Source organism: Sorangium sp. So ce296 (assembly GCF_051529605.1).
GTDB classification, from domain to species: Bacteria; Myxococcota_A; Polyangia; order Polyangiales; family Polyangiaceae; genus Sorangium; species Sorangium cellulosum_D.
Genome location: NZ_CP150325.1, coordinates 5,023,674 through 5,038,129, shown reverse-complemented (window position 1 = coordinate 5,038,129; position 14,456 = coordinate 5,023,674). Strand labels below are relative to the sequence as shown.

Here is a 14,456-nt window from a genome sequence, read left to right as displayed (position 1 = left end):
TGAAAGGCCGGCGCTCGCGAGCACGGCACATCGCGCCCGGCGCACCCGCGGGCCGACCTCGCCGGCGCCGCGCTTCCATCCGCCAGAGCTGCCAGAAACCCACGGCGTTGCCGGCGACCAGGCGCTCCGACGCGATCGCCAGACCTCTGCCGCGACACTGCCTCAAGGGATCTGTCGATTCATAAAAGCGAAACAACATAGAAACGAGCTGAGTGCCGAGGCGTAGGCGTCTCCGGTGCGCGCCTGGCGTACACCGATCTGATCCCGCCCGAGACAGAATCATTTTTTTTGTTAGCGTCAGGACGATCCTGCTTGTGAAGTACGTTGCTCGTGGTAATTTAAACCCGAAATCGGCTTGCTGTGTTTCGTGACGTTTGAAGGCAATCAGCAAATTGTGCCACGCAGCGGCGGAGCATTGGTGATGGCGCCCCTCGCCCATCGACTCCGTGATTCCTGTTGAGCACGAGCTGAAGCTGCAACGAACTGCGTTTACGCGACGAGCCGACTGCCCACCCGATCGGGAGGGGAGGTCCATTAATGAATGCACATCATGACTCGAGCGAGGCGAAGTTGTCAGCCTTGGAACGCCGGACAAAATCGGGCCGAGCCGACCGACGAGGCGCGAGCTGGCCAAGGCGCGAGGACGAAAGCGGGCTGATGTCCGCTGAAGCCCGAGCAACGCCAGCCGGCGAAGCGGGTCTGCCGGCCGGCGACGAGCGAGGGCGCGAGAGATCCGCGATGGATCGGTACGTCAGCGGCCAGGTCGCCGCTTTTCGCGAGCTCTATGAAGAGCTCGCCCCCCGCCTTTTTCGCTATCTCTTGCGGCGGACGCGCGACGCGGCGCTCGCCGAGGATCTTCTCCAGCAGACGATGTTGCAGATTCACGCGACGCGGCACCGGTTCGTCGCCGGGAGCAACGTCTCGCCGTGGGCATACTCGCTCGCGCGCCGCGTCGTCATCAATCACTCCCGCAAGAAGGCCGAGTCCCTCGTGGACCCGAGCTCATTCGACGATGTCGCGTCGACGGCGCAGTCGACCGACGAGTCCCTCGATGCTTCACGGCGCTCGCGGGCGCTCGAGTATGCCCTCGCGACGCTCCCCGAGACCCAGCGCGTCATCGTCACGTTGATCAAAGACGACGACTCGTCCATTCGCGGCGTCGCCGAGGTGCTCGGCATCAGCGTGAACGCCGCGAAGCTCCGCCGCCACCGCGCGTGCCTGGCGCTCCGCGCCGCGATCTCGGCCGAGCACGGCGTCGAGGTGGCCCCGCTCGACGAGAGCCTCCTCGACGCATAGTCCTGGGCGGCTTCAGCTCGACGGCGGCCGCCCCGCCACGACACGGGTGCGGCGCTGCGGGAGTCGATTCGCGGCGTCATGGTCAAGCGGCGATGGGCTTCGTCGCGCGCGGGTTCTTCTTGCGGATGACGAGAGGGAGCCCGCCGCTCGGCGCGAGCGTCACGCCGCGGCGGATGATCTTGATGTTGTCTGTCGCGAGCTCCATCGAGAGGCGCGAGAACGCCGTCGCGAGGACCATCTTCATCTCGTAAATCGAGAACGCGGCGCCGATGCACTTCCTCAGGCCTCCGCCGAACGGAAGAAACTCCCACGGCTTCGGGTTGAAGGTGACGTAACGGTCCGGGTCGAAGCGCGTCGGATTCGGATAGAGCGACGGGCGGTGGTGCACGAGCTGGACGCACGGCGCGACCATGATGTCCGCCGGGAGCTCGCGGCCCTGGATCGTGAGCGGTTGCTTGAGGACGCGCGCGACGACCGGCCCGATCGGCTGGAGGCGCAGCGCTTCCTTCACGACGCGATCGAGGAGGTCGCTCTTCGCGATCTTCACGGGATCGTCCGCCACTTCGGCGGCTTCTTCGGCGACGCGCCGCGTGAGCGCGGCGTCGCGGAGGAGCCACCGCAGCGCCCAGCAGAGCGCCGTCGCCGTGGTCTCGTGGCCGGCGACGAGGAGCGTCATGAGCTCACCGTGGATCTCGTCCTCGGTCAAGAGCTCGCCGTTCTCGTCCTTCGCGTCGATGATCATCGCGAGCACGTCGGTGCGGCCCGCCGTGCCTTTCTCGCGTGCGCGGCGGATCTCGTGGATCATGATCTCTTTTCCACGGGCCGAGCGGCGCTTGAACTTGCCCCACGGGCTCCACGGCCCGAGGTCCTTTCGAAAGAGCTCGAAGTGCATCGCCGGCGCCGCCGCGGCGTCGATGACTTGCGGGTAGAGCGCCTCAAGCTCGGCGAGGAGCGGCCCATCGGTCATGCCGACGACCGTGCGGAGGATCACTTGGAGCGTGATCGCCTGCATCGGCGCGTGGACCGCGAACGGGCTGCCGACGGGCCACGTGTCGATCGACGCGTGCGCGGCGTCGATCATCGCGTGCCCGTAGGCCTGCATGCGCTCGCCATGGAAGGCGGGCATCATCATCTTCCTCTGCCGCATGTGCTCCTCCCCGTCGAGCACGAGCAGCGAGTACTTGCCGAGGAACGGCTTCAGGATGTTGTTCGCCTCGCCCGCGTGGCCAGCGTTCGAGTCGAGGGCGAACACCTCCTTGACGGCCTCGGGGTGCTGGACGACGACGACGGGCCATTGCGTCGGCAGCTTCAGCGTGAACATGTCGCCGTAGCGCGCGCCGCAGGCCTCGAGGAACGGCACCGGATTCTTGAGCCACTGCAACGTCTGGAGCGCCGTCGGCGACCGGGGGCCCGGGGGCAGGAGCTCATGCTTGGATTTCGAAATGGAGATCATGTGTGCTTTCTACGCTCCGCGCATCCGCGAGGCGAGGGAGCTCGCTCGACGCTAAGGTCCTATATCGAGCACGGTGCTCGTTGGTGTCGGTCGATCGATCCGCGCCGCGCGCTCACTTGCGCGCGGCGACCAGGACGCACTCCTGGATGTTGACGAGCCGGCTCACGATGAAGGACGCCCAGAAGCGCTCCACGGCCGTGAACGCCTGGCCTCCGTTCGCCTGCGGCTCGGCCCCGGGGGCGCGCCCGCGGAAGAAGTCGAACGCCCCCGCGACCGCCGCGCACAGCGGGTAAATCTGCTGGCGGCTCGAGACGTCGATCGCGACCGACTCGGGCGAGAAGCCCGCGGCGACGTACGCGCGGCGGTACTCGTCGACGGAGCTCACGTGATTCTCCGGCGGAAAGACCTCGGGATCGAGGCCGTGGCCCGTGCGGAACAGGATGTCGGACATCACGAGGACGCCGCTCGGCCTCAGCAGCCTGTGCGCTTCGGCGAGGAACTGCGCGCGGCTCTGGAAGTGGAACGCCGACTCGATGCAGAGGATCCCGTCGAACGATTCGCTCGGGAAATCAGGCTTCGCCGCGTCCATCACGCGGAGATCGCATGTGACGCCCCGCTCGCGCGCGATTTGAACCTGGTCGGCGTCGATGTTGATTCCGGCGACGTTCTCCGCACCGTAGCGCTCTTCGAGCCGCTTCGTCGAGACGCCCTTTCCGAACGCGACGTCGAGGACTCTCCCTCGCTCCGGGAGCTTCGCGAACAGCGTGTCGACGAGGTGGTGGCACGCCTCGGCGGGGCTCTTCGTGGCGCTCGTCCAGAGGCCGTAGTTCACGTAGCCGCCCGCGAATTGTTCGTACGCGGGATCTCTCATGACGTGGCCGTAGGCTTTTGCGATTTGGCTCATTTGGACTCTCCAGATCGTGGGACCGTGATGGGGCGGATGGGACGGCGATGGGGGCGCATGTGAATCGCGTCGTGGTTCGCTACGCGGGGCGCGAGAGGAGCCACTCGTGGACGGCGCGCGCCGTGCTCTCGGCGTGCGTCACGAGCATCGTCGAGTGGCTCCCGGGGACTTCGACGACGGCCTCGGGGGCGCGCCAGTGCGGCGGCCACACGTCCGTCGCCGACAGCGTCGCGGGGCGCACGAGGAGGATCGGCGCGGCGATCTGCGCGGGTGTCTCGGCCTGCGGGAGCTTCACATAGTGGCCGAGGGCGCTCATCTCGACGTCGGCGCGGGCAGGGACCGGGAAGTCGACCCACTCGCGCCAGATCTTGTGCCCGAGCTCTCGCGGGATGCTCTGATCCACGTGATCGAGGAGCACCAGCGCGCGCGGAGAGCAGCCCTTGCTCTCGAGGCAGCTCGCCGTCGCGTACGCGAGCCACCCGCTCGACGAGTACGCGACGATCGCGAACGGCGAGCCCGCCGTGGATCGCACGATCGCCGCGGCCTGGTGCTCGATCAGCGCCGGCATGTCGGGCGCGAGGTGCTCGCCGCGCGCGTAGCCGGGCGGCGGGAGGAGCCATACGTCGCGCTCGCCGCGGAGCGCCGCCGCGAAGCGCGTGTAGACCGAGACCGGCGGATAGAACGACGGGAGGCACACGAGGCCTGGCCCGAGCGGGCCGCGCGCGAGGCGCGCTGGCTCGAGGACCTTCGGGGCGGTGCGCGCCGCGCGCTCGTGGCGGTAGCGGATCTCTCCGGCGGCGAGCAGCAGGCTGTGCGCGAGATCGGGCTCGTCCGCGTGGATCGCCTGCTTGAAGAGGCTGAAGAGCGCGGTGTCGCGGCGCTCGTCCGCGTCGCCCGAGGGCTCCGCCGCGGGCGCGTCGTGCGTGTCGTCCTGCTCGAGCCGCGCGAGGAGCGCGCGCGTCACGGCGTCGAGCGTCGTGTGATCGACGAGGAACGCGGAAGCCAGGCGCAGGCCCGTGGCTGAGGCGAGCTTGGCGCGGAGCTCGACGGCCATGAGCGAGTCGAGGCCGAGCTCGAGGAAGGGGCGGTGCGCCTCGATGGCGCTCGCGGCCGTGTGGCCGAGGACGCTCGCGATTTCGGCGCGTACGACGTCGGCGAGCGCGCGCTCGCGCTCGGCCCGCGGCAGCGCGCGGAGGCGCGGGCCTCTGGGGGTCGCGCGCTCGGCGTGCGGGAGAACGAGCTTGCGAAAGAGCGCGGGGAGATCGCGCGGCGCGTCAGCGTGGAGCGCGGCGAGGTCGAACGACGCCGGCACGAGCGCGGCGTCGGTGCGTCCGAGGGCGAGGTCGAAGAGCGCGAGGCCTTCGTCGGTCGCGAGCGCGCGGAGGCCACCGCGCGCCATGCGGCGGAGGTCGGCCCCGGTGAGGTGCCCCGTCAGGCCGGAGGCCTGCGCCCAGTACCCCCAGTCGAGGGCGACCGCTGCGAGGCCGTGCGCGCCGCGGTGGTGCGCGAGCGCGTCGAGGAAGCTGTTGGCTGCCGCGTAGTTTCCTTGCCCCGGGGCGCCGACGACGCCCGCGACCGACGAGAACATGACGAACGCCGTGAGGTCGAGCGCGCGCGTGACGTCGTGCAAGTGGAGCGCGGCGTCGACCTTCGCGCGCAAGACGGCGTGGAGGCGCTCGGCGGTCATCGACCTGAGGAGGCCGTCGTCGAGGACGCCCGCGGCGTGGACGACCGCCGTGAGCGGGTGCTCGCGGTCGATGGAGGCGACGAGGCGCGCGAGCGCGTCGCGGTCGGCGGCGTCGCACGCGGCGATCGTCACCGAGGCGCCGGCGGCCTCGAGGTCGCGCTGCAGCGCCGCGGAGCCGTCGGCCGCCGAGCCGCGTCGCGATGTGAGGACGAGGTGCCGCACGCCGTGGCGTTCGACGAGGTGGCGCGCGATCGCGCCGCCGAGCGTCCCGGTGCCGCCCGTGACGAGGACCGTGCCGCCTTCGGGCAGCGGGCGCGCCGCGCGCGCCGTGTCTTGCGCCACCCGCGCGAGGCGCGGCGCGAGGCAGCGCCCGTCACGGAGCGCGAGCGCGGGCTCGAGCGAGGTGCGCGCGGTCGCGATGGCGCCCGCGAGCGCGCGGCGCGACGCGCCCGTGCCGTCGACGTCGAGGAGGAGGATCGCGCGGTCGGAGTGCTCGGCCTGCGCCGAGCGTACGAGCCCCGAGAGCGCCGCGTGCGCGAGGTCCTCGATGTCTTCGCCGGGGTACGTCGCGACCGCGCGCCGCGTGAGCGCGACGAGGGCGCACGACGCGAAGCGCTCGTCGGCGAGCCATGCCTTGAAGAGCGCGAGCGCGCGCTCCGTGGCGTCATGCACGGCAGACGCCGCGGCCACGGAGGAAACGTGCATCGTTTCCCTGGTTTCATCGGGGGAGACGAACGAAACGACGGCGACGTCGGGCGGCGTCGCGCCGCCCGCGACCGCGTCGGTCATCGCCGCGAGGTCGCCATAGGCGACCACGGCCTCGGCGGCGCCTGCATCGAAGGGCGTCGCTGGATCGCCGCCGACGAACGCGACGCGGCCGAGCGCCTCGGCCCGCGGCGGGACGGGGAGCTCCGCCCATTCGACGCGGAAGAGCGCGTCGTGCGCAGGCTTCGCGCCGTCGCCGTCGCGCGCCGAGGCGCGCGGGCCGAGGGACGCGGTACCGTCGAGCCAGAAGCGGTCGCGCTGGAAGGCGTAGGTGGGAAGGGGGACGCGGCGAGGGGCGAAGGGGGCGAAGAGGGCGCGCCAGTCGAGGGTGAGCCCGCGGGTGTACAGAGCGCCGAGGGCGGCGGCGAAGGCGTCGTCGTCGGCGCGCTCGGCGCGGAGGGCGGGCACGAAGGCGGCGCCCTCGGGGGGCGGTCGGTCGTCCTGGAGCGCGGCGCTCCCGAGCGCGCAGAGCACGCCGTGCGGGCCGAGCTCGAGGAAGGTGGACACGCCGTCGGCGCGCAGCGCTTGCACGCCGTCGGCGAAGCGAACGGCCCCACGGACGTGGCGGACCCAGTAGTCGGGGGAGGTCAGCTCGCCTTCTTCGGCACGAGCGCCCGTGACGTTGGAGACGATGGGGATGCGCGGCGGATGGAACGTGAGCCCCTCGGCCACACGCCGGAACGCCTCCAGCAGCGGGTCCATGTGATGCGAGTGGAACGCGTGGCTGACGCGCAGCCGCGAGGTCTTTCTCCCCCGCGCCTGGAACGACGCGGCCACCGCGAGCACGGCGTCCTCGTCGCCGGAGACCACCACGGAGGCCGGGCCGTTGACCGCGGCGATGGATACGCCCGTCGGGTGCGCGGACAGGACGTCGAGCACCTCGCGTTCGCTGGCGGTGAGGGCGACCATCGCGGCGTCGCGCGGCGGCAACGCGTGCATCAGCCGCGCGCGCGCGGCCACCAGCGTGCAGGCGTCCTCGAGCGAGAGCACGCCGGCAACGTGGGCGGCCACGAGCTCGCCGATCGAGTGCCCGAGCAGCGCGTCTGGCCGCAGGCCGCACGCTTCCACGAGGCGAAAGAGGGCGACCTCGAGGGCAAACAGGGCCGGCTGGGTGAACAGCGTCTCGTCGAGCAGAGCGGCCAGCTCGGAGCCACGGGGGGCGAACAGCACGTCGCGCACCGGGCGCCCAAGGTGGCGATCCAGATGGCTGCAAGCTGCATCCAGCGCCTCGCGGAAGACGGGGAACGCGTCGTACAGGCCGTGCCCCATCGCCGGTCGCTGGCTGCCCTGCCCGGTGAAGAGCAAGGCCACCTTGGTGGGGGCTCTCCGCGCGACCGGCGCGTCGGTCGCGCCGCGCGCGAAGGCGTCGAGGGCGGGCAGCAGGGCGTCGCGGTCGCGCGCCACGAAGGCGGCGCGATGGTCGAAGTGGGCACGGGTGGTGGCGAGCGAGGCGGCCACGTCGACCAGCGAGGCGCCCGGGTCGCCGGCGAGGTGGGCGTGCAGGCGGGCGGCCTGCGCGCGCAGCGCGTCCTCGGTCTTCGCGGACAGGAGCACGGGCAGCGCGGGGTCACGCCCGCTCGGCGCCGGGCTCGCCTCCTCCCGCTCGGCGCGCGGCGCCTCCTCGACGATCACGTGCGCGTTGGTGCCCGAGAGGCCGAACGACGAGACCGCCGCGCGGCGCACCCGTCCGTTCTTCGTCCACGGAACCGCGTCCGCGAGCAGCCGCAGGCCGCCCGCGGCCCAATCGACGTGCGGCGACGGAGCGTGGGCGTGCAGCGTCCTGGGCAGCAGCCCGTTTCGCAGGGCGAGGACGGTCTTGATGATCCCGCCGACACCCGCGGCGGCCTGCGTGTGTCCGAGGTTGGACTTGAGGCTGCCGAGCCACAGCGGTCGCTCGGCAGGGCGGCCGAGCCCGTAGGTGGCCAGCAGCGCGTTCGCCTCGATCGGATCGCCGAGCGGCGTGCCCGTGCCGTGGGCTTCCACCGCGTCGATGTCGTGCGTCTCCAGGCGCGCGGCGGCGAGCGCCTGGCGAATGACCCGCTCCTGCGCGGGCCCGTTGGGCGCGGTGAGCCCCTGGCTCTTGCCGTCCTGGTTGACCGCCGAGCCGCGGATGACGGCGAGGATCGGGTGGCCGTTGCGCTGCGCGTCGGACAGGCGCTCGAGCAGGACCATGCCGGCCCCTTCCGACCAGCCGGCCCCGTTGGCGTCGGCGGAGAACGACTTGCAGCGACCGTCCGGCGCTCCCGCTCCCAGGAAGGCGAGCCCGTCGAACGCGCCGCGCGACGCCATCACCGTGACGCCGCCGGCGAGGGCGAGGGCGCACTCGCCGCTTCGTAACGCCTGGCACGCGAGGTGGAGCGCGACGAGCGACGAGCTGCACGCCGTGTCGACCGTGAGCGTGGGGCCTTGCAAGCCGAGCGTGTAGGCGATCCGCCCGGACGCGATGCTCGCCGAGCTGCAGAGGCCGACGTAGCCTTCGCGGTCGTCCCCCGCGAGGACGCGCGCGGAGTAGTTGTTGTACATGACGCCGACGAAGACGCCGGTCGGCGAGCCCTGGAGCGACGCCGGATCGATCGCCGCGCGCTCGATCGCCTCCCACGCGACCTCGAGCAAGATCCGCTGCTGCGGGTCCATGTCGAGCGCCTCGCGCGGGCTGATCGAGAAGAAGCCCGGATCGAACCTGTCGGCGTCGAGGAGGAAGCCGCCTTCGCGCGCGGGGCTCGCCGCGGAGGGAGCGATCGGGGCGCGCGCGTCGAGGTCCCAGCCCCGGTTCGTCGGAAAGCCCGAGATCGCGTCGCGTCCGGCTTCGAGGAGCTGCCAGAGCTCTTCGGGGGTGCGGACGCCGCCGGGGTAGCGGCAGCTCATCGCGACGATCGCGATGGCGTCGTCGTTACCCCGCGCGGCCGCCGGAGCGGGCGCCGCGGGGAGGGCGGCGTCTTGGCCGAAGAGCGTGCCGGCGAGGAAGCGCGCGAGCGCGGAGGCCGTCGGGTGATCGAAGATCAGCGTCGCGGGGAGGCGCACGCCGGCGAGGGCCGCGAGCCGGTTTCGCAGCTCCACGGCGACGAGCGAGTCGAGCCCGAGCTCCTGGAGCGGGCGGCTCGTGTCGAGCGCGCTCGCGGCGAGGCCGAGCGCGGACGCGACCTCGGCCCGAACGACGTCAGAGAGGGCGCGCTCGCGTTCGGGCGCGGCGAGCCCCGCGAGCCTGTCGGTCAGCGTCGATGCGCGCGCGTCGGGCCTCTCGGAGCGGGCGAGGGCGCGCTTCGCCTCGGGCAAGTCGCGGAGGAGCGGGCGCGGACGCGCGGACGCGAACGACGGCGCGAAACGCGCCCAGTCGACGTCCGCGACGGTGACGTTCGCGTCGTCGTGACGAAGCGCGCGCGCGAGCGCGGCGAGGGCGCGCGCTGGCGCCATCGGCGCGATCCCTCGGCGGCGCAAGTGCCGCGCGGTGGCCGCGTCGCTCGCGACCATGCCGCCTCCGGCCCAGGCGCCCCAGGCGATCGACGTCGCCGTGAGTCCGCGCGCGCGGCGGCTCTCCGCGAGCGCGTCGAGGAACGCGTTCGCCGCGGCGTACGCGCCCTGGCGCGCGCCGCCCCACACCCCCGCGCCGGACGCGAAGAGGACGAACGCATCGAGCGCGCGGTCCCTGAGCAGCTCGTCGAGGTGCCGCGCGCCCTGGACCTTCCCGCGGATCGCGGCGGACAGGTCGCTGACGCCGGTCGCGGCGAGGGGCGCCTCGGGCATCGCACCGCCGGCGTGGAAGACGGCGCGGATCGGCGCCTCGCCTTCGTCGAGCCGCGCCACGAGCGACGCGAGGGCCGCGCGATCGGCGACATCACACGCGGTGATCGTGACGCGCGCGCCGAGCGCCGTGAGCTCGGCGGCGAGCGTGTCGGCGCCCGGGGCGTCGGGCCCGCGGCGGCTCGTGAGCACGATGGAATCGGCGCCGCTCTTCGCGAGCCACCGCGCGACATGCGCGCCGAGGGCGCCCGTGCCGCCGGTGACGAGCGCCGTGCCGCGCGGCGCGAACGCGCGCGCCTCGGCGGCCTCGCTCCGCGGGGCACGGACGAGCCTCCGCGCGTAGAGCCCCGACGGACGTACGGCGAGCTGATCCTCGTCGTCGCGCGTCGCGAGCGCCGCGAGGACGCCATCGAGCGCGTCCGCCGGATCCAGCGCGTCTTTCCCTAGATCGATGAGCCCGCCCCAGCGCTCCGGGTGCTCGAGCGCGACGACGCGCCCGAGGCCCCACGTCATCGCCTGCGCGGGGCTCGCGATTGGATCGGTCGCGCTTGTCGAGACGGCGCCCTCGGTGAAGAGCCACAGCGGCGCATCGCCCGCGACGTCGCCGAGCGCTTGCACGAGGGCGAGCGTGACCGCGAGCCCTCGCGGGATCGCGGCGTCCGCGGCGAGCGGCGTCTCGTCGAGGGACGCGAACGAGAGCACGCCGCGAAGCGCCTCGCGGCCGGCGAGCGCGCCGCGCATGCGCGCGTCTAGGCGATCGCGCGTCGCGTCGCCGTCGCCGACGGCGAGCTCGACGATCTCCGCGCCGCGCGCCGAGATCGCGCGACCGACGGCGCGCGCGAGCCGCGGGCCTTCGCCGTGCTCGGGCGCGACGACCAGCCACGCACCGCGGAGATCGCGCGCCGCCGCGAGCTCGGACGGAGCGATAGATTTCCACGCGACGCGGTAGCGCAGGCGATCGACGTCCTCGTCGCCGTGGATCTGCTTCTCGGAGGCGGGCCGCCCGTGCAGGCCCTCGATCGTCGCGACCGGCTCGCCGGCCGCGTCGGCGAGCGTGAGCGCGAGCCCGCGCCTGTCGCGCGTCGCGCCGAAATGCACGCGCAGCGTCGCGACCCCGCGCCGCACGAGGGACACGCCGGTCCACGAGAACGGCAGCGTGACGTCGCCCGTGTCGTCGGCGCGCTTTCGGAGGAGCGCGTGGAACGCGGCGTCGAGGAGCGCCGGGTGGAGCTCGAAGCGCGCCGCGTCGAGGGCGATCTCGGCCGGGAGCCTGACCTCGGCGAAGACGTCATCGCCGCGCGTATAGACGGCGCGCAGGCCTCGGAAGGCGTCCCCGTAAGCGAGGCCCGCGTCGGCGAGGCGCGCGTAGAGCCCGTCGATGGATTGCGGCGCGGCGCCGGGCGGGGGCCACGCGCGGAGGTCGCTCGCGGAGGCGTCGAGGTCGCGGAGCGGCGCGAGCAGCCCGGTGGCGTGCCGCGTCCACGGGGCGCCCTCGTCGGCCTCGGGACGTGCATGGACGGCGATCGCGCGGACGCCGCGCGCGTCGGGAGGCGCGACGTGGAGCTGGAGGAGCAGCCCGCCGCCGGCGAGGGCGAGCGGGGCTTCGAGGGTGAGCTCGTCGACGCGCGCGAGTCCGAGGTGGCGCGCAGCGGCGAGGGCGAGATCGAGGAACGCGGTCGCCGGCAGGATGGGGGCGCCGAAGACGGAGTGGCCTTCGAGCCATGGGTGTTCGGTGAGGGAGATGCGCCCCGTGAAGAGGACGGCGTCTTCGCCCGCGACCGGAGTGACGGCGGCGAGAAGCGGGTGGCCTGCGGGGGCGAGCCCCGCAGAGGCGACGTCGGCGGTGAGGGACGCGGGGGCGTCGAGCCAGAAGCGGTCGCGCTGGAAGGCGTAGGTGGGAAGGGGGACGCGGCGAGGGGCGAAGGGGGCGAAGAGGGCGCGCCAGTCGAGGGTGAGCCCGCGGGTGTACAGAGCGCCGAGGGCGGCGGCGAAGGCGTCGTCGTCGGCGCGCTCGGCGCGGAGGGCGGGCACGAAGGCGGCGCCCTCGGGGGGCGGTCGGTCGTCCTGGAGCGCGGCGCTCCCGAGCGCGCAGAGCACGCCGTGCGGACCGAGCTCGAGGAAGGTGGACACGCCGTCGGCGCGCAGCGCTTGCACGCCGTCGGCGAAGCGAACGGCCCCACGGACGTGGCGGACCCAGTAGTCGGGGGAGGTCAGCTCGCCTTCTTCGGCACGAGCGCCCGTGACGTTGGAGACGATGGGGATGCGCGGCGGATGGAACGTGAGCCCCTCGGCCACACGCCGGAACGCCTCCAGCAGCGGGTCCATGTGATGCGAGTGGAACGCGTGGCTGACGCGCAGCCGCGAGGTCTTTCTCCCCCGCGCCTGGAACGACGCGGCCACCGCGAGCACGGCGTCCTCGTCGCCGGAGACCACCACCGAGGCCGGGCCGTTGACCGCGGCGATGGATACGCCCGTGGGGTGCGCGGACAGGACGTCGAGCACCTCGCGTTCGCTGGCGTTGAGGGCGACCATCGCGGCGTCGCGCGGCGGCAACGCGTGCATCAGCCGCGCGCGCGCGGCCACCAGCGTGCAGGCGTCCTCGAGCGAGAGCACGCCGGCAACGTGGGCGGCCACGAGCTCGCCGATCGAGTGCCCGAGCAGCGCGTCTGGCCGCAGGCCGCACGCTTCCACGAGGCGGAAGAGGGCGACCTCGAGGGCAAACAGGGCCGGCTGGGTGAACAGCGTCTCGTCCAGCAGAGCGGCCAGCTCGGAGCCACCGGGGGCGAACAGGACGTCGAGGAGCGGGCGATCGAGCTCGCGATCGAAGTGGCTCGCGACGGCATCCAGCGCCTCGCGGAAGACGGGGAACGCGTCGTACAGGCCGCGCCCCATCGCCGGTCGCTGGCTGCCCTGCCCGGTGAAGAGCAAGGCCACCTTGGTGGGGGCTCTCCGCGCGACCGAGGCGACCGCGGCCGGCGCGTCGGTCGCGCCGCGCGCGAAGGCGTCGAGGGCGGGCAGCAGAGCGTCGCGGTCGCGCGCCACGAAGGCGGCGCGGTGGTCGAAGTGGGCGCGCGTGGTGGCGAGCGAGGCGGCCACGTCGACCAGCGAGGCGCCCGGGTCGCCGGCGAGGTGGGCGTGCAGGCGAGCGGCTTGCGCGCGCAGCGCGTCCTCGGTCTTCGCGGACAGGAGCACCGGCAGCGCGGGGTCGCGCCCGCTCGGCGCCGGGCTCGCCTCGTCCCGGTCGGGGCGCGGCGCCTCTTCGACGATCACGTGCGCGTTGGTGCCGGACAGGCCGAACGACGAGACCGCCGCGCGGCGCACCCGTCCGTTCTTCGTCCACGGAACCGCGTCCGCGAGCAGCCGCAGGCCGCCCGCGGCCCAATCGACGTGTGGCGACGGAGCGTGGGCGTGCAGTGTCCTGGGCAGCAGCCCGTTTCGCAGGGCGAGGACGGTCTTGATGATCCCGCCGACACCCGCGGCGGCCTGCGTGTGCCCGAGGTTGGACTTGAGGCTGCCGAGCCACAGCGGTCGCTCGGCAGGGCGGCCGAGCCCGTAGGTGGCCAGCAGCGCGTTCGCCTCGATCGGATCGCCGAGCGGCGTGCCCGTGCCGTGGGCTTCCACCGCGTCGATGTCGTGCGTCTCCAGGCGCGCGGCGGCGAGCGCCTGGCGAATGACCCGCTCCTGCGCGGGCCCGTTGGGCGCGGTGAGCCCCTGGCTCTTGCCGTCCTGGTTGACCGCGGAGCCGCGGATGACGGCGAGGATCGGGTGGCCGTTGCGCTGCGCGTCGGACAGGCGCTCGAGCAGGACCATGCCCGCGCCCTCCGACCAGCCGGCCCCGTTGGCGTCGGCGGAGAACGACTTGCAGCGGCCGTCGGGAGAGCCGGCGAACGACAGCGCGTCGAACGCCTCGCGCGTGGCCATCACCGTGACGCCGCCGGCGAGGGCGAGGGCGCACTCGCCGCTCCGCAACGCCTGGCACGCGAGGTGGAGCGCGACGAGCGACGAGCTGCACGCCGTGTCCACGGTGACCGTGGGCCCGTGGAAGCCGAAGGTGTACGCGATCCTGCCCGACGCGACGCTCGCCGAGCTCGCGAAGCTCACGTACCCCTCGACGTCCGCGTCGGGCTCGAAGAGGCGCGTCGCGTAGTTGTTGTACATGACGCCGACGAAGACGCCGGTCTGCGAGCCCTGGAGCGACGCGGGGTCGATCTCCGCCCGCTCGATCGCCTCCCACGTCGTCTCGAGCAAGAGCCGCTGCTGCGGATCCATCTCGAGCGAATCCCGCGGGCTGATCCCGAAGAACGCGGAATCGAAGGCGCCCGCGTCCGCGAGGAAGCCGCCTTCGCGCGCGCGGACCCGCCCGTCGCTGGCGTCGCGATCCACGCGCGGCTCGACGTTCCAGCCGCGGTCCTCGGGGAAGCCGGAGACGGCGTCGCGCCCGGCTTCGAGGAGCTGCCAGAGATCCTCGGGCGAGCGCACGCCGCCGGGGAAGCGGCAGCTCATCGCCACGATCGCGATCGGCTCGCGCGACGCGCGAACGAGCTCCCTGTTGCGCTGTTTGAGGCGCTCAACGTCGGTCAGCGACGCGCGCAGCGCCTCGACGAGCTCCTGGT

3 protein-coding genes and 1 pseudogene are annotated in these 14,456 nt (G+C 73.1%); 1 reads left to right on the top strand and 3 read right to left on the bottom strand.

Going from position 1 to position 14,456, the window contains the following annotated elements; translation table 11 throughout:
* The first annotated feature begins 738 nt into the window (after positions 1–738).
* Complete coding sequence (locus WME98_RS18685) at positions 739–1,296, top strand: RNA polymerase sigma factor (protein ID WP_061622545.1); 558 nt, start codon at positions 739–741, stop codon at positions 1,294–1,296.
* Between the two features lie 82 nt (positions 1,297–1,378).
* Here the strand turns inward: WME98_RS18685 and WME98_RS18680 are convergent, their stop codons facing one another.
* The 3 genes and pseudogenes from WME98_RS18680 to WME98_RS18670 all read right to left on the bottom strand — a co-directional run.
* Complete coding sequence (locus tag WME98_RS18680) at positions 1,379–2,749, bottom strand: cytochrome P450 (RefSeq protein ID WP_061622546.1); 1,371 nt, start codon at positions 2,747–2,749, stop codon at positions 1,379–1,381.
* Between the two features lie 112 nt (positions 2,750–2,861).
* Entirely contained in the window at positions 2,862–3,653 is a 792-nt protein-coding gene (locus WME98_RS18675) for a class I SAM-dependent methyltransferase (RefSeq protein WP_437952506.1), read from the bottom strand.
* Positions 3,654–3,732: 79 nt separating this feature from the next.
* Positions 3,733–14,436 (bottom strand): annotated as a pseudogene (locus WME98_RS18670) (SDR family NAD(P)-dependent oxidoreductase); the annotation flags it as partial.
* Between the last annotated feature and the right edge of the window lie 20 nt (positions 14,437–14,456).

Coding starts and splice junctions, on each gene's coding strand:
- WME98_RS18680 (WP_061622546.1), bottom strand. CDS start 2,749: ATGATCTCCATTTCGAAATCCAAGCATGAGCTCCTGCCCCCGGGCCCC.
- WME98_RS18685 (WP_061622545.1), top strand. CDS start 739: ATGGATCGGTACGTCAGCGGCCAGGTCGCCGCTTTTCGCGAGCTCTAT.
- WME98_RS18675 (WP_437952506.1), bottom strand. CDS start 3,653: ATGAGCCAAATCGCAAAAGCCTACGGCCACGTCATGAGAGATCCCGCG.